The 26,849-nt window shown below is 73.0% G+C and carries 21 protein-coding genes and 1 tRNA gene; 14 read left to right on the top strand and 8 right to left on the bottom strand.

Annotation, left to right across the window (positions count from 1 at the left end; all coding sequences use genetic code 11):
- Window positions 1-72: transfer RNA gene (locus IEY93_RS28190), tRNA-Gly, on the bottom strand.
- A 230-nt stretch (window positions 73-302) separates the two neighbouring features.
- Here IEY93_RS28190 and IEY93_RS28185 point away from each other — a divergent pair.
- Together IEY93_RS28185 and glmS are read left to right on the top strand one after the other, a co-directional pair.
- Window positions 303-581, top strand: a complete 279-nt coding sequence (locus tag IEY93_RS28185; protein WP_189166159.1) for a hypothetical protein — start codon at window positions 303-305, stop codon at window positions 579-581.
- Window positions 582-597: 16 nt separating this feature from the next.
- Window positions 598-2,418 (top strand): glutamine--fructose-6-phosphate transaminase (isomerizing), encoded by a 1,821-nt coding sequence (gene glmS / locus IEY93_RS28180; RefSeq protein ID WP_189166158.1) that lies wholly within the window; start codon window positions 598-600, stop codon window positions 2,416-2,418.
- Between the two features lie 154 nt (window positions 2,419-2,572).
- Here the strand turns inward: glmS and IEY93_RS28175 are convergent, their stop codons facing one another.
- Complete coding sequence (locus IEY93_RS28175) at window positions 2,573-3,793, bottom strand: MFS transporter (protein ID WP_189166157.1); 1,221 nt, start codon at window positions 3,791-3,793, stop codon at window positions 2,573-2,575.
- Between the two features lie 58 nt (window positions 3,794-3,851).
- Between IEY93_RS28175 and IEY93_RS28170 the strand changes: the two genes are divergently transcribed.
- Together IEY93_RS28170 and IEY93_RS28165 are read left to right on the top strand one after the other, a co-directional pair.
- Window positions 3,852-4,856 carry an ArsR/SmtB family transcription factor gene (locus tag IEY93_RS28170; protein WP_189166156.1) on the top strand — a complete coding sequence of 335 codons (1,005 nt, stop codon included), beginning with the start codon at window positions 3,852-3,854 and terminating at the stop codon, window positions 4,854-4,856.
- 56 nt (window positions 4,857-4,912) lie between these two features.
- Window positions 4,913-5,869, top strand: a complete 957-nt coding sequence (locus IEY93_RS28165) for a pirin family protein (RefSeq protein WP_189166155.1) — start codon at window positions 4,913-4,915, stop codon at window positions 5,867-5,869.
- A 143-nt stretch (window positions 5,870-6,012) separates the two neighbouring features.
- On the opposite strand, the gene IEY93_RS28160 is transcribed toward IEY93_RS28165, so the two are convergent.
- Window positions 6,013-7,434, bottom strand: a complete 1,422-nt coding sequence (locus IEY93_RS28160; protein WP_189166154.1) for an ATP-binding protein — start codon at window positions 7,432-7,434, stop codon at window positions 6,013-6,015.
- Window positions 7,435-7,649: 215 nt separating this feature from the next.
- Here IEY93_RS28160 and IEY93_RS28155 point away from each other — a divergent pair, with 215 nt between their 5' ends.
- From IEY93_RS28155 to IEY93_RS28140, 4 genes are all read left to right on the top strand, one after another.
- The gene (locus IEY93_RS28155) at window positions 7,650-8,612 is read left to right on the top strand and encodes a Bug family tripartite tricarboxylate transporter substrate binding protein (protein ID WP_189166153.1); all 963 of its coding nucleotides are present in this window, start codon (window positions 7,650-7,652) and stop codon (window positions 8,610-8,612) included.
- 379 nt (window positions 8,613-8,991) lie between these two features.
- Window positions 8,992-11,463 (top strand): ribonucleoside-diphosphate reductase subunit alpha, encoded by a 2,472-nt coding sequence (locus IEY93_RS28150; protein ID WP_229691543.1) that lies wholly within the window; start codon window positions 8,992-8,994, stop codon window positions 11,461-11,463.
- Window positions 11,463-12,458, top strand: coding sequence for a ribonucleotide-diphosphate reductase subunit beta (locus IEY93_RS28145; RefSeq protein WP_189166152.1), 996 nt, complete (start codon window positions 11,463-11,465; stop codon window positions 12,456-12,458). The genes IEY93_RS28150 and IEY93_RS28145 overlap by 1 nt, the downstream gene beginning before the upstream one ends.
- A 181-nt stretch (window positions 12,459-12,639) precedes the next feature.
- Window positions 12,640-13,812: a mechanosensitive ion channel family protein gene (locus tag IEY93_RS28140; protein ID WP_229691542.1), complete on the top strand. Its 1,173-nt coding sequence runs from the start codon at window positions 12,640-12,642 to the stop codon at window positions 13,810-13,812.
- Between the two features lie 76 nt (window positions 13,813-13,888).
- Here IEY93_RS28140 and IEY93_RS28135 read toward each other — a convergent pair whose 3' ends face one another.
- From IEY93_RS28135 to glgC, 3 genes are all read right to left on the bottom strand, one after another.
- Window positions 13,889-15,457 (bottom strand): pentapeptide repeat-containing protein, encoded by a 1,569-nt coding sequence (locus IEY93_RS28135; RefSeq protein ID WP_203967954.1) that lies wholly within the window; start codon window positions 15,455-15,457, stop codon window positions 13,889-13,891.
- 184 nt (window positions 15,458-15,641) lie between these two features.
- Window positions 15,642-15,956, bottom strand: a complete 315-nt coding sequence (locus tag IEY93_RS28130) for a DUF5709 domain-containing protein (protein WP_189166150.1) — start codon at window positions 15,954-15,956, stop codon at window positions 15,642-15,644.
- 131 nt (window positions 15,957-16,087) lie between these two features.
- The gene (gene glgC / locus IEY93_RS28125; RefSeq protein WP_189166149.1) at window positions 16,088-17,323 is read right to left on the bottom strand and encodes a glucose-1-phosphate adenylyltransferase; all 1,236 of its coding nucleotides are present in this window, start codon (window positions 17,321-17,323) and stop codon (window positions 16,088-16,090) included.
- A 91-nt stretch (window positions 17,324-17,414) separates the two neighbouring features.
- Here glgC and glgA point away from each other — a divergent pair, with 91 nt between their 5' ends.
- Both glgA and pgeF read left to right on the top strand, forming a co-directional pair.
- Complete coding sequence (gene glgA, locus IEY93_RS28120) at window positions 17,415-18,590, top strand: glycogen synthase (RefSeq protein WP_189166148.1); 1,176 nt, start codon at window positions 17,415-17,417, stop codon at window positions 18,588-18,590.
- Window positions 18,591-19,013: 423 nt separating this feature from the next.
- Window positions 19,014-19,706 carry a peptidoglycan editing factor PgeF gene (gene pgeF / locus IEY93_RS28115; RefSeq protein WP_189166174.1) on the top strand — a complete coding sequence of 231 codons (693 nt, stop codon included), beginning with the start codon at window positions 19,014-19,016 and terminating at the stop codon, window positions 19,704-19,706.
- A gap of 94 nt (window positions 19,707-19,800) precedes the next feature.
- Here pgeF and IEY93_RS28110 read toward each other — a convergent pair whose 3' ends face one another.
- The gene (locus IEY93_RS28110; RefSeq protein WP_189166147.1) at window positions 19,801-21,168 is read right to left on the bottom strand and encodes an acyltransferase family protein; all 1,368 of its coding nucleotides are present in this window, start codon (window positions 21,166-21,168) and stop codon (window positions 19,801-19,803) included.
- 419 nt (window positions 21,169-21,587) lie between these two features.
- On the opposite strand from IEY93_RS28110, the gene IEY93_RS28105 reads away from it, so the two are divergent.
- Both IEY93_RS28105 and IEY93_RS28100 read left to right on the top strand, forming a co-directional pair.
- Window positions 21,588-22,835 carry a sensor histidine kinase gene (locus tag IEY93_RS28105; RefSeq protein WP_189166146.1) on the top strand — a complete coding sequence of 416 codons (1,248 nt, stop codon included), beginning with the start codon at window positions 21,588-21,590 and terminating at the stop codon, window positions 22,833-22,835.
- Window positions 22,826-23,470 (top strand): response regulator, encoded by a 645-nt coding sequence (locus tag IEY93_RS28100; RefSeq protein ID WP_189166145.1) that lies wholly within the window; start codon window positions 22,826-22,828, stop codon window positions 23,468-23,470. The genes IEY93_RS28105 and IEY93_RS28100 overlap by 10 nt, the downstream gene beginning before the upstream one ends.
- A 109-nt stretch (window positions 23,471-23,579) precedes the next feature.
- Here the strand turns inward: IEY93_RS28100 and IEY93_RS28095 are convergent, their stop codons facing one another.
- On the bottom strand, window positions 23,580-24,323 hold the full coding sequence (locus IEY93_RS28095; RefSeq protein WP_189166144.1) for a GNAT family N-acetyltransferase: 744 nt from the start codon (window positions 24,321-24,323) through the stop codon (window positions 23,580-23,582).
- A 428-nt stretch (window positions 24,324-24,751) separates the two neighbouring features.
- Between IEY93_RS28095 and IEY93_RS28090 the strand changes: the two genes are divergently transcribed.
- Window positions 24,752-25,357, top strand: a complete 606-nt coding sequence (locus IEY93_RS28090; protein WP_189166143.1) for a hypothetical protein — start codon at window positions 24,752-24,754, stop codon at window positions 25,355-25,357.
- Window positions 25,354-26,847, top strand: a complete 1,494-nt coding sequence (locus tag IEY93_RS28085) for an NADH-quinone oxidoreductase subunit NuoF family protein (RefSeq protein WP_229691541.1) — start codon at window positions 25,354-25,356, stop codon at window positions 26,845-26,847. Before IEY93_RS28090 ends, IEY93_RS28085 begins: the two co-directional genes overlap by 4 nt.
- Window positions 26,848-26,849: the final 2 nt, after the last annotated feature.

The following is a 26,849-nucleotide window of genomic DNA, read 5'->3' as shown; positions in this document are numbered from 1 at the left end:
GCGGACGACGGGATTCGAACCCGCGACCCTCACCTTGGCAAGGTGATGCTCTACCAGCTGAGCCACGTCCGCGTGCCCCCGGTGAACCGCTCCGAGGTACGCACAAGACTCTAGCGTGTCGGCGGAGCCCTCGCGCACGCTCCACGCGGAACAGGGGTGCGTCCAGGGCGGACGCGCCCGGCCGGCGGTGGCGGGGCGTGGCAGGAGATGGGCGTGGATCGAGGTGCTCAAGTGCGTGTCGTTGCCCGGAATCGGGCAAGATTCTTGGCGTGCCGCCGATTTCCTGCGTAAAGTCCTGCCCTGTGTCAACGGCACGGCAGCATCCCCATGAAGATCTGGTCACGCATCTGGTCCGCACGACGCCGCTGGGCCCGGGTGAGGCCGCCCGGGTGGTGGCGGAGGTCGTCGCGTACTTCTCCGAGCCATTGGAGGAGTACGTCCGGCGCCGGCACGCCGAGATGAAGGCGCGCGGCATGACCAATGAGCAGATCTTCCCCGGCATCGCCGCCGAACTGTCCGCCCGGCCGGTCGCGGCCCCCGAGTTGTCGCTGCGTCAACTGCGCCGCATCGTTTACGGCTAACGCCAAGGAGAGCTGTATGTGTGGAATCGTGGCTTATGTCGGGCCGAAGGACGCGGCACCGATCCTGCTGGAAGGGCTGCAGCGCCTCGAGTACCGCGGCTACGACTCGGCCGGTCTCGTGGTGAGCAACAAGGGCCTGAAAATGCGCAAGGTCAAGGGCAGGGTCGCCGACCTCGCGGCGGCGGTGCCCGCGCGGTTCAGGGGCGGCCTCGGCATCGGGCACACCCGGTGGGCCACCCACGGCGTGCCCAACGACGTCAACGCCCACCCCCACCTGGACACCGCCCAGCGCGTCGCGGTCGTCCACAACGGCATCATCGAGAACGCCGGCGAGCTGCGCGCCAAGCTGGCCGCCGACGGCGCGGTCTTCGTCTCCGAGACCGACACCGAGGTGCTCGCCCACCTGATCGCCCGCACCGTGGAGGACACCGACTCGCTGGAGGAGGCGGTCAGGAAGGCGCTCAAGAGCATCGTCGGCACCTACGGCATCGCCGTCCTGGACGCCCAGCGCGCCGGCGAGATCGTGGTCGCCCGCAACGGCAGCCCGATCGTCATCGGCATCGGCGAGAAGGAGATGTTCGCCGCCTCCGACGTCGCCGCGCTGATCCGCTACACCCGGCAGGTCGTCCACCTGGAGGACGGCGAGCTGGCCGTGCTCAAGGCCGACGGGTTCCGCACCTTCACCATGGACGCGCGCGCCACCTCCAAGGAGCCGCTGACCGTCGACTGGGACGCCGGCCACTACGACACCGGCGGCTACGAGCACTACCTGCTCAAGGAGATCTCCGACCAGCCCGACTCGGTGACCCGCACCCTGAGCGGACGCCTGGACGGCCGGTTCAACATCGCCCACCTGGGCGGCCTCAACCTCGACGCACGCGAGACCCGCGCCTTCCGCCGCGTCAAGATCATCGGATGTGGCTCGGCCTACTACGCGGGCCAGATCGGCGCCCAGCTCATCGAGGAGCTCGCCCGCATCCCCGCCGACGCCGAGCCGGCCTCGGAGTTCCGCTACCGCAGCCCGGTGGTCGAGCACGACACGCTGTACGTCGCGGTCAGCCAGTCGGGGGAGACCTACGACACCCTCGCGGCCGTGCAGGAGCTCAAGCGCAAGGGCGGCCGGGTGCTCGGCGTGGTCAACGCCGTGGGCAGCGCGATCGCCCGAGAGGTGGACGGCGGCGTCTACCTGCACGCGGGGCCGGAGGTCTCGGTGGCCTCCACCAAGGCGTTCACCTCGACCGCCGTGGCGTTCGCCCTGATCGCCCTGCACTTCGGCCGGGTGCACGACCTGTCGCCCGCCGACGGGCGGCGCATCGTCGAGGGGCTGAAGAGGCTCCCCGACCAGATCGAGGAGATCCTCAAGCAGGGGGAGGCCATCGAGGCGCTGGCCCGCAAGTACGCCCCGCACCCCAGCATGATGTTCGTCGGCCGGGTGCGCGGCTACCCGGTGGCCCGCGAGGGCGCCCAGAAGCTCAAGGAGGTCTCCTACGTCCACGCCGAGGCCTATCCCGCGAGCGAGCTCAAGCACGGGCCGCTGGCCCTGATCGGGCCCGAGATGCCGACCGTCGCGATCGTGCCGGACGACGAGCTGCTGGACAAGAACCTCACCACGCTCGGTGAGATCCGCGCCCGGGGCGGCAAGGTGCTCATGGTGGGCCACCGCGTGCCCGACGCGGAGCTGGCCGAGGACGTCATCGTCGTGCCGAAGAACGAGGTCGAGCTGGACCCGATCCTGCTCGGCATCCCCCTCCAGCTCTTCGCCTACCACGCCGCCGTCGCCCTCGCCCGCGACGTGGACAAGCCCCGCAACCTCGCCAAGAGCGTCACCGTCGAGTGACCTCCGCCCCCCGTCCCTCCCGCGACCGGGCGAGAGGGACAGGGGCGTTCCGCCGGCCGGACGAGCGGCGGACCGGTCGTGGCGTGCGGACGATGCCGGCACGGGTGATCCGTGGCGGGCCGCCGTGCGGGACGTCGTGCCGGCATCGGGGGGTCTACCCTGCGCGCGTCGTGCCCGCCGGCGCGGCGGAGCCCGCCGCCGCCGGCTCGCGGACGCCCGCGGACGCGCGCAGCCGCGGGGTCAGCGCGATCGTCACCGCCAGCGACGCGCCCGCCATCAGCACCATGGCCGTGCCCGGCGGGACGAACTGTGCGGTCAGGCCGGCCAGCGAGGCGCCTATGGCCTGCATGGCCATCATCCCTGAGGAGTGCAGCCCCAGCGCCTGGCCGCGCATCTCGCCGGGGGTGAGCGCGACGAGCCGGTCCTGCAGCAGCAGGCTCGCGCCGAACCCGGCCGAGGCCACGGCGACCGCCGCCACCGCCACCGGCAGGGGGAGCGGCAGCGCGAACAGCAGGTACGGCGCCGCGAGCAGCAGGCGCAACGGGGTGACCAGCCTTCCGCGCGTCTCGGCCGGGACGAACCGGCCGAGCGCCGTGTCGGCGGCCAGCATGCCGAGTGCGCCGGACACGAACAGCGCTCCGGCCGCGTCCGGCGCGTACGGGACGTACAGCGCCTCACAGCCGACGACCAGCCCGTTCGGCACCCACAGGGCCAGGTACACGTGGCGCCGTGGCGCGTGCGACCACAGCCGGGTGTTGACCCGCCAGGTCTCCCGGACCGACGGGCGCCCCGCCGCGCGCGGCGGCCGCCGGGTCAGGCCGGTCCGGATCACGACCACGGCCGACAGGTACAGCCCGGCGGCGGTCAGCAGCGCCGCCGGGGGAGACAGGACGGCGAGCAGGGCCCCGCCCGCGGCGAAGCCGGCGATCTGCATGACGCCGACCGACATGTTGAACACCGACCGGCCGAGGACGTACCCGCCTTCCGGCAGGATCTCGCTGAGCAGCCCCCACCGCACCGCGCCGCCCATCGAGCCGGCCAGACCGAGCGCCATGACCAGCGCGAACCGTCCCCACAGCGGCATCCCGGGCGCCGCGACGGCCGCCGTGCCCACCGTGTAGACGGCCGCGATCGTCCCGAGGACCGCCCTCGGCGGCAGGCGGTCCACCGCCGACAGCAGCGTCGTCGCGCCGAGCAACTGGGCGAAGGACGGCCCGAACATGCTCAGCGCCGACAGCAGCGCCGACCGGGTGGCGGCGTAGACGAGCGAGCCGAGCGCGAGGCCGCTCATCGTCCCCGCGGCCACCTGGGCCGAGGTCGCGAAGAACAGCGGGGTGAACTCGGGGGTACGGAAGAGCTCTCGGTAGGTACGCACCCGGAGCAGTCTGCGCGCCGTTCTCCGGGATCGATAACGTTTCGGGTGGAGGTGAAACATGGGGGTCTGGCGGATCGGCGCCGACGTGCTGGCACGCGGCCGCTTCACCCTGTCGCCGCTGGCGGAGACCATCGGCGCGCTGGAGGCCCTGCACTGGGGCACGCCGCGGCCGGGCCGTGAGACCTGGCTGCGCGACCACCGCCCGGCCTACCGCGCCCGCCTGGACGCCGACCCGGTCGAGGCGCTGCTCGTCTGGGCCGCGCTGCGGCCGCGCTGGATGGCCGACTTCATCGGCGCTCCGCCCGAGGAGTCCGATCGGAGCTTCCGCGACGAGCTGGAGCGGGTACGCCGCACGCCCCCCGAGGTGGCCGAGGCGGACCTCGCGGCCGGCCTCGGCCACCCGGTGCCCGCCGAACTGCGCCGCCCCGACCTGCCGGAACGGGCCGCGGCGCTGCTCGAGTGGGTCTGGACCGCGACCGTGCGCCCCGAGTGGCCGCGGCTGCGCCGGGTGCTGGAGGCCGACATCGTGGCACGCACCCAGGCGCTGAGCTCCGGCGGCTGGGCCGCGGCGCTCGCCGGCCTGCGCCCGGGCATGCGCTGGCTGGGCGACGGCCGGCTGCAGGTCAACGCCTACGACAATCCGCCGCGCGACATCGCCGACGACGCGCGGTTGACCTTCATCCCGGTCAGCGCCGCCCACGGCTGGGTGTGCTGGGACCTGCCGCACCGCTACGGCATCGTCTACCCGTGCGCCGGGCTGCTGGCCGACGCGCCGGAGAGCGCGCCGCCGCAGGCGCTGAGCCGGCTGCTCGGCCCGGTCCGCGCCACCGTCCTGTGCCGGTTGACCACGCCCATGAGCACCACCCAGCTCGTCGCGCTGACCGGGTACGGCCTGGGGTCGGTGGGCGGGCACCTGAAGGTGCTGCTGGACGCGCGGCTCGTCCAGCGGCGTCGTTCCGGGCGGTCCGTGCTCTACTACCGCACCTCCCTGGGCGACCGGCTCGCCGCCCCCGAGACCGCCGTGCGGGGCGACCCGGCGGAGGCCGCCCGCGATCATGCCTGAGATCGTCTTCGAAAGGCAGGGAAGTCGCCTGACGGGCGGGGTCGTACAGTTGCGGAGTGAGCGATCTGGAGCGGGAGCCGCGCGAGACCGTGTGCGGCGGGCTGGACGGGACGGCCGAGGGGCCGGTGCGTGAGGAGCTGATCGGGCGGGACGTCGTCCTCGGCGGCACGCGGGGGATGAAGGTCACCCGCAACCTTCCCGGGCGGGAGCGCCGGATGGTCGGCGCGTGGTGCTTCCTGGACCACTACGGCCCCGAGCGCGCCACCATGAGCGTGGGCCCGCATCCGCACACCGGGCTGCAGACCGTGACCTGGCTGCTTCAGGGGCGGGTGTTGCACCGCGACAGCATCGGCAGCGAGCAGCTCATCAGCCCCGGGCAGCTCAACCTGATGACGGCGGGCCGCGCGATCTCGCACGCCGAGGAGTCCGTGGAGCCGGACGCGCTGATCCACGGCGTCCAGCTCTGGGTGGCGCTGCCCGCGGCGTCCCGGCACGCCGACCCCGCCTTCGAGCACCACGAGGCGCTGCCGGTGCTCACCGCGCCTGGAGTGACCATCACGGTCTTCGCCGGTGAACTGGCCGGCGTCGCCTCGCCGGCGACCGTGCACACCCCGCTCACCGGGGCCGAGCTGGCCTTCGAGCCGGGCGGACGGGTCGCCGTCCCCCTGCGCCCGGACTTCGAGTACGCGGTCATGGCGCTCACCGGCGAGGCGGAGGCCGACGGCGCGCCGCTGCCGCCCGGCCCGCTGCTGTACCTGGGGTGCGGCCGCTCGGAGCTGGTGCTGTCGGCCGCCGCGGCCTCCCGCGTCCTGCTGATCGGCGGCGAGCCGTTCGAGGAGCAGATCGTCATGTGGTGGAACTTCGTCGGGCGCGGCCACGAGGAGATCGAGCGCTTCCGCAAGGAGTGGCAGGAGGGCTCGGCGTTCGGCGAGGTCCCGGGCACCACCCTCGCGCGCATCCCCGCCCCGCCCCTGCCCACCACCCGCCTCAAACCCCGCGGCCGCCAAAGGTGACGGGCGCAGCCCTGGCACGGAGCGTCCCGCCGCGTTGCCCGGCAGACGAGGGTCGGCCTTGAGGGGGTCGCTACGTCGTCGCTCGGCTTTCCCGTACTCGCGACGAGCGTGGAGCGGGGAGGGCCGGGGGAGGCCGGGCAGGGTCAGCGCCAGGCCGTGAGCAGGTCCTCCGGGCCGATCAGGGTCACCCCGTCCACGCCGGCGCCGCTTCGCGACACGGCCAGAAGCGGCGTGTTCTCGCTCGCCCCTGGCAACTGCGCGCGGTGGAGCAGCAACCGGTTCAGATCTCGTCCATCGAACGGGCGGCTCTCCAGCCACTTGATGGAGCCGACCGCGGTGATGGCCGTGGCGACGGGTGCCCGATCGGCGGTCACGATGTCGATCTCGGGGTCATTGGTGCGGGTCCAGTAGCCGCCGACGGCTCCGGTGCCTTCGGGCAGGAAGCCGGCGGGTAGCCGGAAGAGCGCTTCCCGTACGACCGGTTCGATGGCCCGGCCCCGCCACGCCGTCCACGAGTGCCGGATGCGCTGCAGGACGAGGTCACCTCTGCCGCGTTCGATCTCCACCAGGTGCGGTCCGAGGAAGCTGAGCCAGAAGCGCAGGTGGGGATCCGCCACCAGATAACGGGCCTCTTTCGACGGCCGGGTGGAGAGCGGGACGATCGATTCGACCATTCGTTTGCCGATGAGCAGATGCAGGGCGCGGTTCAGCGAGGCCTGCGGCAGGCCGCCTGCCGCTCGCCCGATCAGCGAGAAGCTGCGCTCTCCTGAGCCGATCGCGGTGAGCACCTGCCGGGCCATGGCCCCTGGAGGGAACTCCGCCGCCATGGCCCGCTCGCCGCTCACCAGCAGTGCGGACGTCGGATCGGTGACGGCGTCGCTGAGGTAGTCGAACACGCCGCTGCCGTCCGGCCACTCGTCCAGGACCAGGGGCAGCCCTCCCGTCACGAGATAGGCGTCGAACGCCTCGGCGGCGGGGAGTGCGAGCATCTCGGCGACCTCGGCGGGACTGAGCGGTGGGATCACCATCTCGGTGGCGCGCTGGTGAAAAGGGCGGCCGTACTCGTTGAGGGCCTCCATCATCGCCAGATCGGAGCCGATGCACAGCAGCAGCACCGGCCGTTTGGAGAGTTCCCGGTCGTACACCTTCTGCAGCGTTCCCTCGAACCCCGGGTCGTTCGCGATGAGGTAGGGCATCTCGTCGATGACCACCACGCTCGGCCGGTCGACGGGCAAGGCCGCCGCCATCAGGTGCAGCGCGGCGTCCCAACTGCGGGGGGACTGCTCGCGGAAGAGCCGGGCCCCCGGCAGGCTGGACGAGCTCACGGCCTCGGTGAAGAGCGCGAGGTCGGCCTGGAGGGTCGGCTGCGCTGAGGCGGTGAAGAACAGATGGGGCACATCGGCCCGTCCGATGAACTCCTCGGCGAGACGGGACTTGCCGACCCGTCGCCTGCCGCGCATGAGTACCGCTCGTCCCGGACGGCCCGCTCGCCCTCCTGTCTCGGTGCGGCGCAGCATGCGCGTCAGGGTGGCCAACTCCCGCTCGCGCCCGATGAATCCGTCCAATGCGGGCTCCATACGATCAGAGATGAAACACTCACCGTTGATACTATCAACATTGAGTGTCTTCTCAGGTCGAAGATCGTCTCTCTGGCCGGAGAGGCGGCCGGGTGAGCGGCCGTCATCCAACCAGTGGCCGGGGGTGCGGTTCGTGGGCGCGCCAGTGTGTCCGAGCGGTGAACTGGGCATTTAGTGGGATATCGGGGGAAAGGGCGTGCGGGATGCGTCGTCGTCAGGTGCTCGCCCTCGGGGCGGGGCTCGTGGCGCTGGCCGCCGGATGCGGAGGCCCCGCGAGCACGCGCAAGCTGGCCGCCGCGACGCTCCCGATCGTGGTCCCCGGCCCGTCCGGCGGGGACGCCGACCGCGTGGCGCGGGCGCTGAAGGGCGTCGCCGAGAAGGCCGCGCTCGTCGCGGACCTGCGGCCGGTGAACCGGCCCTCCCACGTCGCGCTGGCCGAGTTCACCCGGGTGCGGCACGCGCGCCAGGTGCTGATGGCCGAGCCCGCGCTGGTCGGCACGGTCCGGGCGCCGCGCCAGGCCGGCGCCTTCACCGGCACCACGCCACTGGTCCGGCTCTGCGGGGAGTGGGAGGTGCTGGTCGTCCCCGGCGCCTCGCGGCTGCGGTCGTTCGGCGCGTTCGCCGACGCGATGCGCCGGGATCCCGCCGGGCTGGCGGTCGCGGGCCGGACCCAGGGCTGCGTGGACCACATGCTGCTCGGCATGCTCGCCCAGAGCCTGGGGGTCGACGCGCGTCTGCTGCGGTACGTCGCCTATCCCACCAGCGGGGACGCCGTCACCGCGCTTACCGGAGGGCGGGCCGCCGCCGCCCTCGCCGGGCACAGCGGCGTCCGCGACCGCGTGCGCGCCGGAGACCTGCGGGTGCTCGCGGTCTCCTCGCCCGACCGCATCCCCGGCGTTCCCGCCCCCACCCTGCTGGAGTGCGACACGCACCTGGACTGCGCGAACTGGCGCGGCATCCTCGGCCCCCGGGATCTGCCCGAGGACGATCTGGCGGCCCTCGTTGAGATGTGCCGGTACGTCGCGGGCTCCGAGCGGTGGCAGCAGGCGTGTGCCCGCAACGGCTGGGCGCCGCTGTACCTGGAGGGGGAGGACTTCCGGCAGTGGCTGCGCGTCGAGACCGCGCGCCTGGCCCGCGCCGTCGGCGATCTCGGCCTGCGCACCTGAGCTCGGGTTCACCGGGCACGGGAGGGCCGGGCGACCGGTCGCCGGCCGGTGTCGTGGCGTGCGTGGCGGTGCGCGATCCATCGGCGGAGGTGACCGTCCCCGGTGGGCCGTGAAGGGGGGTGCCCGTGCCGAGTGACGGGTCCAACCACAACTTGTAGGGGTTGTTGAGCCCCATGCCACTAGATGTAGGATCCTGCTCGTCGCTGGTTCGCCCGTCCGGGCGAGGCAAGAGGGAACCCGTCGCGGACCCGGGGCCGTCCCGCAGCGGTGAGCGGGAACGATCGCCGTCATTTCGGCGCCGGGCCTCGCGGCGCTCACCGGTCGTGCTCCGCTGCGCGCGCCCTCCGTACGGGGATCGAGCGCACGAGGAGATGAGCACGTGACCGTGACACGCGATGTGCCGCCGGCCTACTCACTGGAGGACGCGGGCGGGGGCGGCCGGGCCGCCACCGGGACGCGCGGCGGCGACGACCAGGGAACGGCGCCGGGCCGCGGCGATGCGCCCGCGAGCGGTGCGGGCACCCTCCCGGCGACGGCGACGGCGGGCGGCATGGGCCCGGCCCGGGGGCGGGACGAACGATGGCGGGCCATCGAGGAGGCCGCGGCTCTCGTGATCGCCGACCCGGCCAACTCGCGGCTGGCCGCCCGCCTGCTGGCCGAGGAGATCGCCGGCGAGGCGGCGGCGCACGGGGTCCGGTCGTTCTCCCAGTCGGTCGCCGCCACCCACCGGGAGGGCCTGCTGCAGGACGCCCTGGCGGGGTTCGTGCGGGCCAACGCCGCCGTGCTGGACGCGCTGATCGACCCGGCGGCGGACGAGCGGTTCGAGTTCTTCGGCCTGCGCACGGTCTACGACCGCTACCTGCTGCGCCACCCGGTCACCCGCAAAGTGCTGGAGACGCCGCAGCACTTCTTCCTGCGGGTGGCCTGCGGGTTGTCCGGCACCGTCGAGGAGGCCGCGGAGCTGTACCGGCTGATGTCCTCGATGGCGTACCTGCCCAGCTCACCGACGCTGTTCAACTCCGGCGGCCGGCGCCCGCAGCTGTCGTCGTGCTTCCTGCTCGACTCGCCCCGCGACGAGCTGGAAGCCATCTACGAGCGGTACGGCCAGGTGGCGCGGCTGTCGAAGCACGCGGGCGGCATCGGCATCTCCTGGACCCGTGTCCGGTCGCGCGGCTCGCTGATCCGCGGCACCAACGGGCACTCCAACGGCATCGTTCCCTGGCTGCGCACGCTGGACGCGAGCGTCGCCGCGGTGAACCAGGGCGGCCGGCGCAAGGGCGCCGCCTGCGTCTACCTGGAGCCCTGGCACGCCGACGTCGAGGAGTTCCTGGAGCTGCGCGACAACACCGGCGAGGACGCCCGCCGCACGCACAACCTCAACCTGGCCAACTGGATCCCCGACGAGTTCATGCGCCGGGTCGAGGCCGACGAGATGTGGTCGCTGTTCGACCCCAAGGAGGTCCCCGAGCTGGTGGACCTGTGGGGCGCGGACTTCGACCGTGCCTACCGCGCGGCCGAGGCCGCGGGCCGGTACGTGCGGCGGCTGCCCGCCCGGGCGCTGTACGGCCGGATGATGCGCACCCTGGCGCAGACCGGCAACGGCTGGATGACCTTCAAGGACGCCGCCAACCGCGCCTCCAACCAGACGGCCCGGCCGCAGAACGTCATCCACCTGTCCAACCTGTGCACCGAGATCCTGGAGGTGACCAGCGACGCCGAGACCGCCGTGTGCAACCTCGGCTCGGTGAACCTCGCCGCGCACCTGACGGGCGGGGAGGTCGACTGGGCGCGGCTGCGCGCGACGGTGGCGACGGCCGTCCGCTTCCTGGACTCCTCCATCGACCGCGGCTACTACCCGACTCCGGAGGCGGAGACCGCCAACAAGCGCTGGCGGCCGATCGGCCTCGGCGTGATGGGGCTGGCCGACGTCTTCTTCGCCGCCCGGCTGCCGTTCGACTCGCCGGAGGCGCTGGCGCTGTCCACGCGCATCGCCGAGGAGATGGCCCTGGCCGCCTACGGCGCCTCGGCCGCCCTGGCCGCCGGGCGCGGCCCGCACCCGTCCTACGCCGACACCCGGGCCGCCGCGGGGGTGCTGCACCCCGACCACTTCCCGCAGGCCGCGCAGGTGCACCCCGGGGAGTGGGCGGCGCTGCGCGCGACCATCGCCGAGACCGGGCTGCGCAACTCGCTGCTGCTGGCCGTCGCGCCCACCGCCACCATCGCCTCGATCGCCGGCTGCTACGAGTGCGTGGAGCCGCAGGTGTCCAACGTGTTCAAGCGCGAGACCCTGTCGGGTGAGTTCCTCCAGGTCAACCGCTACCTCGTCCGCGACCTGCAGGAGCGCGGGCTGTGGACGGCGCAGGTCAGGGACGCCGTCAAACGGGCCGACGGGTCGGTCCAGGAGATCCAGGAGATCCCCGCTGATGTGCGGCTGCTGTACCGCACGGCCTGGGAACTCCCGCAGAAGGCGCTGATCGACCTGGCGGCCGCGCGGCAGCCGTACATCGACCAGTCGCAGTCGCTGAACCTGTTCATGGCGGCTCCCACCATCGGCAAGCTCTCCTCGATGTACGCCTACGCCTGGCGGGCGGGGCTGAAGACGACCTACTACCTGCGCTCGCGGCCGGCCACCCGCATCGCGCAGACGACCGTCGCGGTACAACCCGACAGCGCCGCGAGCTCCACGGCCCCGGGTGCGGGGACGCCGCCCGCGGGCGGCGCGGCCGCTGAGGCGTCTCTACCCGCCGGAGAGCCCGTTCACCTGCCGGTTCTCCCGCCCGCCACCGCGGGTGACCGCGACGCGGTGGCCTGCTCCCTGGAGAACCCCGAGATCTGCGAGGCGTGTCAGTGATGCTGCTCGACCCCGGAATGGACCTGACCCTGCGCCCGATGCGCTACCCGCAGTTCTACGAGCGTTACCGGGCGGCGATCCGCAACACCTGGACGGTCGAGGAGGTGGACCTGCAGTCCGACATCGCCGACCTGGCCAGGCTGAGCGCGGGGGAGCGGCACCTGATCAACCGGCTGGTGGCCTTCTTCGCCACCGGCGACTCGATCGTGGCCAACAACCTGGTGCTCAACCTCTACCAGCACCTCAACGCGCCCGAGGCGCGGCTGTACCTGTCGCGGCAGCTGTTCGAGGAGGCCGTGCACGTGCAGTTCTACCTGACCCTGCTGGACACCTACCTGCCCGACCACGACGAGCGGGCCAAGGCGTTCGCGGCGGTCGAGCACATCCCCTCCATCCGCGACAAGGCGGAGTTCTGCTTCCGGTGGATCGACTCGATCGGCGAACTCCACCGGTTGTCGACCCGGGAGGACCGGCGGGCGTTCCTGCTCAACCTGATCTGCTTCGCCGCCTGCATCGAGGGGCTGTTCTTCTACGGGGCCTTCGCCTACGTGTACTGGCTGCGCTCGCGGGGGCTGCTGGGCGGGCTGGCCACCGGGACGAACTGGGTGTTCCGCGATGAGTCCATGCACATGGAGTTCGCCTTCTCGGTGGTGGACACGGTGCGGGCCGAGGAGCCCGGCCTGTTCGACGCGGAACTGGGCGCGCAGGTGACCCGCATGATCGAGGAGGCGGTGGCCGCCGAGCTGGCCTTCGCCGTCGACCTGTGCGGTGCGGGCCTGCCGGGCATGAGCGCCGGGCAGATGCGGGCGTACCTGGAGTACGTCGCCGATCGCCGCCTGGTCCGGCTCGGGCTGCCGGAGCGGTACGGGACGGCCAACCCGTTCGGCTTCATGGAGTTCCAGGATGTGCAGGAGCTGGCCAACTTCTTCGAGCGCAGGGTCTCGGCCTACCAGGTGGCGGTGGAGGGCACGGTCAGCCTGGACGAGGCGTTCTGAACTTCCCCACATCACGCACTGTGAGGCAAATCACCCGCTTTAAGGTGGTTTTCCGGTCAAGGTGTGGTTAAGGATCGCCGGAGCCGGTCCGGGCCGCGGTGACAGCCGAGGGCACCGGACCGGCCCGCCGGACTCCGCGCCGGCGGCGATGTGGGGGAAGTTGGGGAAGGGGATGCCGCCCGTGTCATCGGCAGTGAACTGGATCATCCTGGTGGTCGCCGTCCTGGCGGCCGTCGTGGCCGTGGAACTGCTCCGCCGCCTGCTCAGATCGCGGCGGGTCAACGGCCGCTTCTCACTGGCGGGGCCGATCGTCGAGCGGTGCACCTGGCCGGGCTTCGCGACCGCGGGCCTGGTCGCGTTCAACACGGGATACGCGCCCGGAATGTCGGGGCGGTCGTTCGAATTCGCGGTGCAGCAGACCATCACCGTGCTGCTGATCGCCTGCGTGGCCTGGCTGGTCGTCCAGGCCGCCTACGCGGTCACCGACGTGGTGCTCGCCCGGCTCACCAGCATCGAGGGCGCGGGCAACCGCAGGGCGCGCCGCATCCGCACCCAGATCACCCTGGTCCGGCGGGTGGCCGCCGCGGTGATCATCGTCGTCTCCGCCGGCGCGATGCTGTTCAGCTTCCCCGCCGTCCGGGCGCTCGGCGCCGGCCTGCTGGCCTCGGCGGGCATCGCCGGCGTGGTGGCCGGCATCGCCGCCCAGTCCACCCTGAGCAACCTGATCGCCGGGCTGCAGCTCGCCTTCAGCGACGCGATCAGGCTGGACGACGCGGTGGTCGTGGACGGCGAGTGGGGCCGCATCGAGGAGCTGACCCTGACCTACGTCGTGGTGCGGCTGTGGGACGAACGCCGGCTCATCCTGCCGGTGTCGTACTTCACCGCGACCCCGTTCGAGAACTGGACCCGGTACGAGAGCCGCGTCGTCGGGCACGTGCTGTTCTACGTCGACTGGTCGGTGCCGGTGGACGAGCTGCGGGCCGAGCTGTACCGGCTGCTGCGCGAGCACCCCCTGTGGGACCAGAAGGACTGGACCCTGCAGGTGACCGACGTGCGTCCCAACGGACTGGTCGAGCTGCGCGCGCTCATGAGCGCATCGGACGCGCCGAGCGTGTGGGACCTGAAGTGCGACATGCGCGAGGCGATGATCGCCTACGTCCGCCGCGAACACCCGCAGGCCCTGCCGCGCTTCCGGGTCGAGGACGGCGGCGTCCGTCCCGGGGAAGCGGTGGGCCCTCGGGACGACGCGAGGATGATCGCGGACGGCGCCCCGGGCGGGGGTGCGGGAAGGAGCACGGGCGGCGGGCCGTTCCGCAGGGCGGCGGCCGACGGCCGCGGCACGCTGGGCGCCTGACCGGCCCTCGGCGCGAGCTCGGTGCCTCCTGGTGAAGGTGGGTGAGCGGCCGGCGCGAGCACCGGGGGAGGCGCGGTCAGGGGGTGGACGGACGCAGGAGGCGGGTGCCGCCGGCGATCAGGGCCGTGGCCAGCACCCAGCCGGAGGCGATCAGGATGCCGGCCACCCACTGCGTCCAGCCCACCGGCTCCCACGCGCCGCGCTGCTCGAACACGCTGACCGGCACCAGCAGGTCCAGCGTGTAGGGGAAGGCGTGGAACAGGCGCCGCTCGTCCAGCCCCACCTGGGCCGGCGGGTGGGTGGCGAACACCACGGTGCCGGCGGTGAGCAGGAGAGCGAACCACACCCCGGCCAGCCACGGCCGGTACCCGTACCCGACGACCACGTCCAGCAGCAGGCCCGCCAGGCGGCCGGGGACGCCGATGGTGGCACGGCGGGCCCGCTGCTTGGCGAGCAGCACGCGCCGGGCCTCCTGCTCGTGGCCGATCCTGCGGTACCACGCGGCCAGGTGCTCGTACGGCTGCGGCCGGTAGCCCTCCGGGTCGCGGCCCAGCCACGCCAGCCGGTCGGACAGCGGGACGTTGCCGCGGATCGACTCGACCACCAGGCCGTTCAGCCGCACCCGCCCGGGATAACTCCTCGGGTCGTCCAGCAGGACGCCCACCCGTGAGTAGCCGAGGTTCACCTCGCCCCGCACCGAGGCCGGCCGCAGGATCAGCTCGTCGACCTGCATGTGGCTCAGGTGCAGTGCGCGGCCCTGCGCGCTCAGCTTCGCCTGGTCGAACGACAGCACCCCGGAGACCCGGGCTCCGCGCAGCCGCACGGTGCCCTCGGCGGTGAAGTTCTCGCTGAACTCCACGCTCGTCGCCTGCATGTGGTCGGCGTAGACGGCGTGGCCGCCGGTGCTCTCGATCACGGCGCGCTGAAGGTACAGGCCGCTGTTGAACTTGGCGCCGATCAGCCGCAGCCCGCCGGTGCTGCGCAGGTCACGGCAGAAGGCGCCGCCGTCCACGGTCAGCCCGCCCGCCCACAGCGCCCAGTGGTGCTGGTCCCAGCCGCGCTCCTGCTTCTCGGCGTCGCCGAACGCGCGCCTGGCGTCCGCCTTGTAGCTCTCGGAGGCCGCCGAGGTGCCGTCCGGCGCGAACAGCGTGGCCCTGGCCAGCCGGAGCTGACCGGTGATGTGCGCGTTGTCCAGCCGCACCCCGGCGCGGACGGTGCAGGAGTCCAGCTCGAACAGACCGTCGATGGTGCAGCGGGCGGCACGGATGCGGCGCACGTCACAGCCGCGGAAGCGCACTCCCTTGGTGGTGGCGTCGGTGAGCGCCACGGTGCCGGACAGATGGCAGTTCAGCAGGTGCAGCTTGGTGGTGATCGTCGCGTCGGAGAGGTTGAGCGTCCCCACGACGCGGGCCCCGGCCAGCCGCAGCCCGGCCACCTGCCCCGGCGCGGCGGGGCGGGCGCCGAGCAGCAACGCGGTCAGCAACTCGGCCCGTACCGTGCGCTCGCGTCCCCAGGTGGCGCCGCCGGCCGGGTCGTCCCGGTCGGCGTCCCCGGTGCGCAGGTCGACCCAGGACCCCGACGGGTAGGCCTCCCAGACCTTCCGTTCGGCCGCCGTCAGCCGCCAGAGCGGTCGTGATCGCACCACGCGGGGACTTTAGCGCGCTCGGCCGCGGTTCCACCGGCGTATCCGCCGATATCCGGCGGCGTCCCGGTCCGTCAGGGCCGCTCCGAACCGTCCGGGACGGCATCCCGCCGATCCGCCGGCGTGGGCATCCCGGGCTCTCAGGCGCCGGGTCCCGGCCGCCCGGTGCCCGGTCGCGGTCGCGAGGTCAGGGGCGCTCGATGTGCATGGCGCGCTCCTCGGCGGAGAAGTCGCCGTCGTCCTCGCCCACCTCGGAGGCGTACTCCTCGGAGTCCTCGTCCGGGTGCGCGCCCTCGTCCGGCCGGACGTAGCGGGCATCCTCCCGGGGGACGCGCTCGCGATCGCGGGCCTCCCGCCAGGTGCGCTGCGTGAGGTCGTCGCGGTCGGCGGGGTCGTCCGCGTCGATCACATGGCCGGCGGGCAGCTCGTCGGTCCACCCGTCGATCTCGGTCTGCTGCTCGTCATCGCCCATGTCGTCGGGTCCGCGACGAAGTCCGCTCATGCCAGTGTTCCTGCCTGTGTCGTCGTGCAGATTGCCAGGGCCCGCGCCTGCGGGGCCGGTGTTCGATCCTGATACGCACGATACTCCGGTGAGCGAGAGGTGCCCGGGCCGGACGTCCGGCCCGGGCCCCGCTAGCGCTCCACCACCTCGTTCTTGCCGATGACCACCACGCCCTCCCGGGTCACCGCGAAGCGCGAGCGGTCGTACTCCAGGTCGAGGCCGATGCGCGCGCCGTCGGGGATCACCACGTTCTTGTCGATGATGGCCCGCCGGACGATCGCCCCCCTGCCGACCTTGACGCTCCCCATGAGCACCGAGTCCTCGACCAGGGAGTGGGAGTGCAGCACCACCCCCGGCGACAGGACCGAGCGCCGGGCCGTGCCACCGGAGACGATCACCCCCGGCGACACCAGCGAGTTCAGCGCGCGGCCCACCCGGTCGCCCTCCTCGTGCACGAACTTGGCCGGCGGCAGCGGATCCTGCCCGGTGTAGATCGGCCAGCGGTCGTTGTAGAGGTTGAACACCGGGTGCACCGACACCAGGTCCATGTGCGCCTCGTAGTAGGCGTCCAGCGTCCCGACGTCGCGCCAGTAGCCGCGGTCGCGCTCGGTGGAGCCCTGGACGGTGTTGTGCGCGAAGTCGTACACCTCGGCGCCGCCGGACTTGACGAACATCGGGATGATGTTGCCGCCCAGGTCGTGCTTGCTGCTCGGGTCCAGCGCGTCCTCCCGCAGCGCGTCGATCATCGCCTGGGTCCGGAAGACGTAATTGCCCATGGAGGCGTACACCTGGTCGGGCGCGTCGGGCAGGCCGATGGCGTCCTTGGGCTTCTCCCGGAAGGCCGAGATGCGCCGCCCCGACGGGTCGGTCTCGATCACGCCGAACTGGTCGGCCAGCGCCAGAGGCTGGCGGATGGCCGCCACCGTGACGTCGGCGCCGGAGTCCACGTGCTGCTGGACCATCTGGCGCGGGTCCATCCGGTAGATGTGGTCGGCGCCGAACACGATGCAGTGCTCGGGCAGCTCGTCGTAGATCAGGTTGAGGTTCTGGAACAGCGCGTCGGCCGACCCGGCGAACCATCGGGGCCCGAGCCGCTGCTGGGCGGGCACCGGCGTGACGTAATTGCCCAGCATGGTGGACATGCGCCAGGTGCGGGTGACATGCCGGTCGAGGCTGTGGCTCTTGTACTGGGTCAGGACGACGATCTTGAGGTAGCCGCCGTTGGTCAGGTTCGAGAGCACGAAGTCGACCAGCCGGTAGATGCCCCCGAAGGGCACCGCCGGTTTGGCGCGGTCGGCCGTGAGCGGCATCAGCCGCTTGCCCTCGCCACCGGCCAGCACGATCGCGAGGATTCTGGGCGTCGTCATAGCAGCTGACGTTACCCGGCTTTACCCTGCTAAACCCGCCGAAACACCCCGGCGCGCTCAAGGTTCGCGCCCGCGCGTCTAAGGTTTAGGCATGCGCGTCGATCTGCTGAGCCGAGAGTACCCGCCCGAGGTGTACGGCGGCGCCGGAGTCCATGTCGAGTACCTCGCCCGGGAGCTGCGGAGCCTGGTGGACGTGCGGGTGCGCTGCTTCGGCGCCCGGCGCGAGGAGGCCGGCGTCGACGCCTACCGCGTCCCCGAGGGCCTGTCCACCGCCAACTCCGCTCTGCAGGTGCTCGGTGTCGACCTGGAGATGGCCGCCGCCTGCGAGGGCGCCGACGTCGTGCACAGCCACACCTGGTACGCCAACTTCGCCGGGCACATGGCCAAGCTGCTGTACGGCGTGCCGCACGTGGTCACCACCCACAGCCTCGAGCCGCTGCGTCCCTGGAAGGCCGAACAGCTCGGCGGCGGCTACGCCCTGTCGTCCTTCGCCGAGCGCACGGCCCTGCTCGGCGCCGACGCCGTCATCGCGGTCTCCGAGGGCATGCGGCGCGACGTGCTCGCCTGCTACCCCGAGATCGACCCCGAGCGGGTGACGGTCGTGCACAACGGCATCGACACCGGCCAGTACGCCCCCGACCACGGCACCGACGTCCTGCGCGCGCACGGCATCGACCCCGAACGGCCCTCCGTGGTCTTCGTCGGGCGCATCACCCGGCAGAAGGGGCTGGCCCACCTGCTGCGCGCGGCCCGGTCGTTCCCGCCGGAGGCCCAGCTCGTGCTGTGCGCGGGCGCTCCCGACACCCCCGAGATCGCCGCCGAGGTCACCGGGCTGGTCGAGGAGCTGCGCGCGAGCAGGGCCGGCGTGGTGTGGATCTCCGAGATGCTGCCGAGGAGCCAGGTCATCCAGATCCTCACCCACGCCACCGTGTTCGTCTGCCCGTCGGTGTACGAGCCGATGGGCATCGTGAACCTGGAGGCCATGGCCTGCGAGACGGCCGTCGTGGCCACGGCGACCGGCGGCATCCCCGAGGTGGTCGCCGACGGCGAGACCGGCCTGCTCGTCCCCATCGACCAGGCCGCCGACGGGGAGCCGCTGGACGCGGACGTCTTCGCCGACGCCATCGCCGAACGGGTCACCCGCCTGCTGTCGGATCCGTCACTGGCCACCGCCATGGGCCGGGCCGGCCGCCGCCGCGCCGTCGACCACTTCTCCTGGTCCGCCATCGCCACCCGCACCCAGGCCGTCTACGCCTCCGTCAAGTGACACTGGCACCCCGGTGGTCAGGCCTCCAGGCCACAGGGGTGCATGACGGTGATGGCCGCAGGACTCCCTGACGGACCTGTCCGCACGGATGATCCGCGTGCGCGGCTCAGCGGTGGAAGACGCCGAGCATCAGGCAGACGAGCAGCAGCACGCCGCCGGCGATGAGCAGGGCGATGGGCAGAGAGGGCACGTCCACGTGGTCGGCTCCCGATCGTCTCGTGATCTCGACAGGCAGAAGCAAAGGTAGGCCAGTCACGCCCGCCGCGCGGCGGATTACCGAGCGGAACGCGCCGGAAAGGATCATTCTCTCCCGCGCGGTCGCCCCTCTCGGCCGGTCACGCGCCGTCCGCGGCGGGCGGGGCCGCGATCTCGCGCGGTCCCGCTGGGTAGGCTGGTGCGGTGCTTGCGATCGACCGGGTGAGGATGGCGTTCACCGACCGCCATGGCGGGGTCAGCGCCGATCCGTACGGCAGCAGGAACCTCGGCGGCGCCGTGGGCGACGATCCGGCGGCGGTCGCGGAGAACCGCGCCCGCACCGCGCGGGGGTTCGGCCTCGACCCCGCCCAGGTCGTGTTCATGCGGCAGGTGCACAGCCCGGACGTCGCGTACGTCACCGAGCCGTTCGGTGACGACCCGCCGGCCCTGGACGCGGTGTGCACCGACCGGCCCGGCCTGGGCCTGGCGGTGCTGGTCGCCGACTGCGCGCCCGTCCTGCTGGCCGACCCCGCCACCGGCCTGGTCGGCGCGGCCCACTCGGGACGCGCGGGCACGGCGGCGGGCGTGGTGCCCGCCCTGGTCGCCGAGATGCGGGCTCGCGGCGCCGCCGGCCTGGTCGCCCTGATCGGCCCGCTCGCGTGCGGCTCCTGCTACGAGGTGCCCGCCGCGCTGCGCGAGGAGGTCGCCGGAGCGCTGCCCGAGGCGTGGTCGACCACCCGGCAGGGCACCCCGGCCCTCGACCTGCGCGCGGCCATCGCCGCCCAGCTCGCCAAGGCCGGGGTGACGGACGTCCGCCACGACGACCGCTGCACCATCGAGACCGCGGGCCTCTACTCCTACCGCCGTGAGCAGCGCACCGGCAGGTTCGCCGGCTACGTCTGGCTGACCCCCGCCACCTGACCCGCTCCGTCGTGGCCGCTCCGCCTCGGAGCGGGTGGAGGGTCAGCGGGGCCGCCGCCATCCCGCGCCGGGTGCGAGGTGTGGCGCGGACGGATCAGATCCGGGTGTTCGCGAGGTCGGCCGGGTGGCCGCGCCGCCGGTCGGTCGCGCGGGCGGGGCGGCGGAGCGGGGTGACCAGGGCCAGGGCGGCGATGACGGCGGCCGTGGCGAGCATCGGGACCGGCCCGGGGACGAACCCGAGGGCGGTCAGGCCGAGCAGGCCCATGCCCGCCAGGGCCGCTGCCGCCACCGGCCGCGCCCAGCCGGTGGCCGCGTACGCCGTCACCGGCGGCTCCTCGAAGCGGGCGAGCAGCTTGAGCAGCGGGAGCAGGACGAGCGCCAGGGCGCCGAGCCAGACCGGCAGGCCCGCGAGCCACGCCGTGCCGCCCGGTGCCGGAGTGGCCAGGCCCAGGCCTACCACGGCGGCGCCCGCGACCACGAACAGGGCGCTCATGTGCCAGAGATAGACGGTCATCGTGCGCGGCCCGGCCCAGGCCATCGCGCGGGCGACGGCGGGGCGGGCGGTCAGCCGCACCAGGTGGGGCCGCAGCAGCATCGCCAGGCCGATCTGGCCGAACGCCACGGCCAGCAGCGCGGTGGTCGGCGGCGCCATGTTGGACACCGCCGCCCCGGGCAGGCCGATCATGCTCAGCGGGTAGGGCCCGGCCGCCACCAGCGCCGCCGCCGCGGCGAAGCCGCCCGCCGCCATCAGGCGGAACCCCGCCAGCCGCCCGCCGGCGTACAGGAAACCGAGCTGGTGGACCGCGAGCCACACCAAGGCGATGTTCAGCAGGCCGGCCGGCTCGGCGAGGGTGAACCGGGCCACGTCCACGGCGACCGCTCCGGCGGCCAGCGCCGCGGGCACCCGCCAGCCGTACCGTTCCCCGAGCCGGAGCAGGACGGGGGTGAGCAGCACCGCGACCAGGTATACCGCCAGGAACCACAGCAACTGGCCGGCCAGCCGGGCGGCCGTCTCCACCGGCTGTGCCGGAAGGCCGAGCGCGAGCAGCAGGTGGGGCAGCGGGATCCACACTGCTGCCAGCGGGAGGACCGGCCAGGCCAGGCGGCGCACTCTCCCGGCCAGCCACACAGGGCCGGCGAGCCCGCGTTCCCGGTGCCTGCGCAGGCTGATCGCGTTGGCGGCGCCGCCCGCGAAGAACACCAGCGGCATCACCTGGGACAGCCAGGTGATCACGGCCGCGCCCGGGGCGGCGAACGCGTTGCCGGTCGCGATGCGGCCGTGCTCGTAGGACAGGACCGGGATGCTCCAGTGCTCCAGTACCACCATCGCGATGCCGAACAGGCGCAGCAGGTCGATGAACGCGTCCCGCCCGGGGCGTGCCAGAGCGGCCGGGCGGGCGGCGTCCCCACCGGCCACCTGGGCCTGCGGCAGGGGTGAAGATCGATGGAGCAGGGCGGGCATGGCGCACCTCGGGTCGATAGGGCGATGTCGGACATCGCCGGCGGGCAGTGCAGCCCATCGGACGGGCCGGGAGGAACCGGGCCACCACCGGCCATGGCGTCCGCGACGATCCGGCCGGTGGCCGCGGACGGCCGGACCCCGCGATCGGCGGCCGGGACCTGGATTGGTCACCGGCCGCGACCTGGCCGGGGCACCGCCCGCGATCCGGGCCGGCCGCCGGCGGTCGGCGGTCGGCCGGTACCGGGTGGTGTGGGGAGTTCGTGGGTTCACGATCGCGGAGGGAGGGGGCCGGGCACAGTGACGCGGACAGGTGTGTACGCGGCGGGGAAGGCGACCCGGGATGGTAGGGCCTGCCCTACCATCGGCATGCCCGCCTGCGGGGTGTCCCCGGCCCGGAGCCGGCTCGTAGCGTGGTGGCCATGGGATTCCTCCTGCGGCGGCTCGGCGCCGACACGCGCTACACCCTTCTCGGGCTGCCCCTCGCCGTGCTGAGCTTCGCCCTGCTGGTCACCGGGCTCTCCGCCGCGGCCGGCACCCTGCCCGTGCTGGTCGGCCTGCCCGTCCTCGCCGTGACGCTGCTGGTCGCCCGCGGGTTCGCCGAGGTCGAGCGGCGCCGGCTGCCGGAGATCCTCGCCCGGCCGATCGCCCGCCCCCGCTACGCCCGCGCCCCGCGGGACGCCGGGTGGGTGCGCCGGACGCTCCATCCGCTGACCACCGGCCAGTCGTGGCTGGACCTGCTGCACGGCGTCCTGGTGTTCCCGCTGGCGATCGTCACCTTCGTCCTGACCGTCACCTGGTGGTCGGTGGCCGCCGGCACCCTGCTCTACCCGCTCTACGGCTGGGTCCTGCGGCGCGCCCCCGGCAACGTCGGGCTGGCCGAGCTGATCGGGCTGCGCGGCGGGTTCTGGGCGGAGACCGCGCTCCAGATGACCATCGGGGTGGTGTTCGCCCTGACCTTGCCGGCCGTCGTCCGTGGCGGCGCCCTGCTGCAGGCCGGGCTCGGCCGGGCCCTGCTCACCGGGGTGGCCGAGCTGCACGAGCGCATCGACGACCTCACCGAGGGGCGGGCCGCGGCCGTGTCGGCGGAGGCCGACGCGCTGCGCCGGCTCGAGCGCGACATCCATGACGGGCCGCAGCAGCGCCTGGTCTACCTGGCCATGGAGTTGTCGCGGGCGCAGCGCCAGCTCGGCACCGACCCCCAGGCGGCGCGGGTGACGCTGGCGGAGGCGATCACGGCCACGCGGGAGACACTGGACGAGCTGCGGGCGCTGTCGCGCGGCATCGCCCCGCCGATCCTGAGCGACCGTGGCCTGGCTCCCGCGCTGGCCGCGCTGGCGGGCCGGTGCACGGTGCCGGTCGAGCTGGACGTGCAGACCGTCGAGCGTTACCCGGCCGTCGTGGAGAACACGGTCTACTACGTGGCGGCCGAGACGCTGACCAACGTCGCCAAGCACAGCAGAGCGCAGCTGTGCACCGTGTCGCTGAGCAGGGCCGGGGACGCGCTCCTGCTGTGCATCGGCGATGATGGGGTCGGCGGCGCCCACGTCGCCAAGGGGCACGGCCTGGCGGGCCTGGCCGACCGGCTCCGCGCGGTGGACGGCGAGCTGGTGGTGCGGTCGCCGTCCGGCGGTCCCACGCTGATCGTCGCGGAGGTGCCGTGCGGGTAGTCGTGGCCGACGACGCCGTCCTCATCCGGTCGGGCCTGGTGCGGCTGCTGGAGGAGTTCGGCTGCCAGGTGGTGGCCGAGGCGGGGGACGGCGAAGGGCTGGTGCGCGCCGTCGCCGAGCACCGCCCCGATGTGTCGGTCGTGGACGTGCGGATGCCGCCCGACTTCACCGACGAGGGCCTGCGGGCCGCCGTGGAGGCCCGCCGCAGGGTCACCGGCGCGCCGGTGATGATCCTCTCGCAGTACGTCGAGGTGTCCTACACCGACGACCTGCTCGCCGACGCCCGGGGCGCGGTCGGTTACCTGCTCAAAGACCGCGTGGCCGACGTCGAGGAGTTCATGCAGGGGCTGCGCCGGGTGGCCGCCGGGGGCACGGTCTTCGATCCGCAGGTGGTGGCCCAGCTCATGGTGCGCCGCCGGGACGACCCGCTGGCCGCGCTGACCCCGCGCGAGCGCGAGGTGCTCGGCCTGATGGCCGAGGGCAGGTCCAACACCGCCATCGGACGCCGCATGGTGATCACCGACGGCGCGGTGGAGAAGCACGTGCGCAGCATCTTCGGCAAGCTCGGCCTGTACGCCGACGACGGCGACCACAACCGGCGGGTGCTCGCCGTCCTGGCCTTCCTGCGCTCCTGAACCGCCCCGGCGACCACCCGCGGCGCTTCGGCGCGGTGGCGGGGTCGCCGGTTCCCGGCCCTTCCTGCGGCCGTTGCCCACCATTGCACGTCGCGGGCGGTGGGACCGGTCAGCCGGGGACGATCACCGTTATCGACGACGAAACCAGGCGGAAACCGAGGCGTTCGTACACGCGCCGCGCCGGGTTGCCCTCGGTAACCGCGAGCCCCAGGGCGGGCAGCCCGTGCAGCGTGGCCAGCGCCAGCGCGCGGCGCAGCATCACCGCACCCAGTCCGGCGAACTCGGGACTCGGGTCACGGAAGACGTCCAGCACCCACGGGCCGCCGCTCGGCGGCTCTCCACGCAGCTCGCCGACCAGGACTCCGGCCACCACCCGGTCGTCGCGCAACAGCAGCCCGCCGCAGGGGAGCATCGGGCCGTAGGACCTGCCGGCGAGCAGGGGCGCGAGCTCGGCCGTGGCGGCGTCGTCGTCCCGGGCCTGGTGGTCGGGATGCCCGGGCGGGTAGGCCGCGCGCCAGGCGGGGAAGACCTCGGCGGCCGGCACGGCGTCGCAGGCCACGATGCCGTGCCCGGTCTCGGCCCACTCCGCCGGCGCCGGGTCGGCACGTAGATCGCGTGACATGCCGTGGGCGTGCCGCAGTGGCCTGGCCCCCGCCGTCAGCAGCAGGCGGCCGAGCTCCTCGTCGCCGGACACCACCCAGCCGGGCAGCTCGCGGAGGATGAGCTCGGGCGCGCCGGGCCCGAGCACCTCCACCAGATCGGCGTACGGGCGCCCTTCGCGGGTGCCCTCCACGTAGCTGAACACCGGGCGGCCGCTGTCGTCGGCGACCGTGCGGCGGCTGAGAGTCTTCACGCCGTCAAACGCTAGAGCCGGGGAGCCGGGGCGGCCACTGAATTACGTGGCAGCGAAGCATGTTTTGTCCCGGTTTGTCAGTGCCATTTGCCCCTCGATAGTTGAAGATGACAACGGCTCGGTTTTCTGTAACGTTCTGGTACCGACGGGGTCGGTGAGGCGCTAGGGTGATCCCGCGCGCAAATGTCCCGATGATCCCGGTAGGCACCCAGCAGCACGTTGTCCGGTTTGTGCCGGTACCGCGTTATCTGGCGGAGGACGGGATGGAAAAAACGCGACATCGACGAGCTCCGCAACGGTCTCGGTCCCGATCACGGGCCCCAATCGTGGTCGGACTGCTCACGTCAACGTCGCTCCTGGCGGGAACCGCTCTCCTCGGAGCCGCGGTCCTCGCCGCTGTACAGGCATTTCTGATCTTCTATGCGGGGGTGTTCACTCTCCTTGGACTGACGGGAACGGTGGTCATCGGACTGGCGGCCACCGATCGGATAATCCTCGCGGTACGTCACCGCGTCTTCATGCAGGACCTGCACCGGGCGTTCGCCGTCTTCGCCGTCGGCTTCCTGATCACGCACGTCATCCTGCAGATAATGCGCGGCCGCGCGGCCCCCACGGACTCCTTCCTGCCCTTCAGCGGATCGGGGTTCGCGGTCGGCCTCGGCACCATCGCCGCCGACCTGATGATCCTGGTCGCCGCGACCGGGGCCTTCCGCGGGCGCTTCGTCGGCATGAGCAGACCCTGGCTGTGGCGTTCCCTGCACGTGCTGGCCTACCTGTCCTGGCCGGTCGCGATCGTGCACGGGCTCACCGCCGGGCGGCCCGCGGCCGACTGGGTGACCTTGAGCTATGTGGTCTCCCTCGCCCTGGTCGGGCTGATGCTGCTGGTGCGGCTCGTCGTGACCGTCGGCCCCAAGGACGGCGGCCGGGGCGTGGTCCGCTCCGCCGGCGCCGGGCGCAAGGCCGAGCAGATCCGCGTCGACGACGTCTTCGACGAGGAGTTCTGGGTGACGCTGCGAAAGGAGGTCCGGAGGTGACCACCTACGGAGTGTCGGACGTGTTCAGGATCGGGCCGGGCCGGCTCACCGCCGGCCTGGACGCCTCGCCGCGGCTCGACTACGACACCCACCGCCGGGTGCACGGCCGGATGCCCCGCCTGCCGATCGACGACCTGATCGCGCTCGCCGAACTCGGCGATCTGCGCGGCCGGGGCGGCGCGGGATTCCCGTTCGCCCGCAAGCTCAGGGCCGTCATCGACTCGGCGGGACGCCGTGGTGCGCCGATCACGGTGGTGGTCAACGCGACCGAGGGTGAGCCCGCCGCGCACAAGGACAAGGTGCTGCTCACCCGGGCTCCGCACCTGATCCTCGACGGCGCCGACCTGGTGGCCAGGGCCCTGTCGGCGGTGGAGATCGTCGTCGGCGTGGCCCACGGCGGGCCCGGCGAGCGCTCGCTGCTCAACGCCATCCACGAGCGGGGCATGACCGACACGGTCCGCGTGGTGCGGATGCCCGACCGGTTCATCTCCGGCGAGGGCGGCGCGCTCGTGCGCGGCATCAACGGCGAGCGGCCGATCCCGCCGGGGCGCAAGGTGCGCTCCAGCGACAGCGGCGTGGGCGGCATGCCGACCATGCTGTCCAACGCCGAGACCTACGCCCAGCTCGCCCTGATGGCCATGCTCGGCGTCGACATGTACTCCTCGGTGGGTCTGGCCTCCGAGCCGGGAACGGTGCTGCTCAGCGTCACCGGCTCGGCCCGCCGTCCGGCCGTCGTGGAGACCCCGACCGGCGTGCGGCTCAAGGAGGTCCTGGACCTGTGCGACGCCGTCGTCGGCCAGGGCGTGCTGCTCGGCGGCTACCACGGCAAGTGGATGAGCCCCGAGGCCGTCGAGCGGGCCGAGGTCTCGCGCGCCGGCTTCGAGGCCCTCGGCGGGGCGCTCGGCGCGGGCATCGTCGTACCGCTCGGCTGGGAGTCCTGCCCGCTCGGCGAGACCGCCCGGGTCGCGCGGTACATGGCGGGCCAGAGCGCCGGCCAGTGCGGCCCCTGCTACATGGGCCTGCCCGACCTGGCACAGGCGTTCGGGGCGCTCGCCGACGGGAACGGCCACATCGAGGCGGTGCACCGCGCCGCCGAGACGATGAAGGGCCGGGGCGCCTGCAGCCACCCCGACGGCACCTCGCGGTTCGTGCTCTCCGCGATCGACGTGTTCGCCGAGGACATCATGACCCACGCGGCGTACGGCACCTGCGGCCTGCCGGTGAAGGGCGTGCTGCCGCTGCCGGCCGAGGCCGCGGTGCGGGCGAGGGCGTCGGAGGCCCAGCTCATCCTGGACTGGTCGCGGTGTGAGGGCCATGGGCTCTGCTCGCTCATCGTCCCCGACCTGATCACCCTCGACCAGCACGGATACCCGGTGGTGAGCACGGCCTCCGTTCCCGGGCACCTGGAGGGAGAGGCCCGCAGGGCCATCGAGATGTGTCCCGCGCTGGCGCTGCGGCTCAACGCCGCGCCGACCGAGAGCAGGCGGTGACC

The sequence above is a fragment of the Sphaerisporangium melleum genome (genome assembly GCF_014646695.1).
Classification (GTDB): domain Bacteria; phylum Actinomycetota; class Actinomycetes; order Streptosporangiales; family Streptosporangiaceae; genus Sphaerisporangium; species Sphaerisporangium melleum.
The sequence above is the reverse complement of the archived record's forward strand: the minus strand, read 5'-3'. Positions and strand labels throughout refer to the sequence as shown.

Excerpts from the sequence above, each read along its gene's own strand:
- glgC (WP_189166149.1), bottom strand. The coding sequence starts at position 17,323 with ATGACGACGCCCAGAATCCTCGCGATCGTGCTGGCCGGTGGCGAGGGC.
- IEY93_RS28130 (WP_189166150.1), bottom strand. The coding sequence starts at position 15,956 with ATGAGCGGACTTCGTCGCGGACCCGACGACATGGGCGATGACGAGCAG.
- IEY93_RS28155 (WP_189166153.1), top strand. The coding sequence starts at position 7,650 with ATGCGTCGTCGTCAGGTGCTCGCCCTCGGGGCGGGGCTCGTGGCGCTG.
- IEY93_RS28105 (WP_189166146.1), top strand. The coding sequence starts at position 21,588 with ATGGGATTCCTCCTGCGGCGGCTCGGCGCCGACACGCGCTACACCCTT.
- glgA (WP_189166148.1), top strand. The coding sequence starts at position 17,415 with ATGCGCGTCGATCTGCTGAGCCGAGAGTACCCGCCCGAGGTGTACGGC.
- IEY93_RS28110 (WP_189166147.1), bottom strand. The coding sequence starts at position 21,168 with ATGCCCGCCCTGCTCCATCGATCTTCACCCCTGCCGCAGGCCCAGGTG.
- IEY93_RS28170 (WP_189166156.1), top strand. The coding sequence starts at position 3,852 with ATGGGGGTCTGGCGGATCGGCGCCGACGTGCTGGCACGCGGCCGCTTC.
- pgeF (WP_189166174.1), top strand. The coding sequence starts at position 19,014 with ATGGCGTTCACCGACCGCCATGGCGGGGTCAGCGCCGATCCGTACGGC.
- IEY93_RS28145 (WP_189166152.1), top strand. The coding sequence starts at position 11,463 with ATGCTGCTCGACCCCGGAATGGACCTGACCCTGCGCCCGATGCGCTAC.
- glmS (WP_189166158.1), top strand. The coding sequence starts at position 598 with ATGTGTGGAATCGTGGCTTATGTCGGGCCGAAGGACGCGGCACCGATC.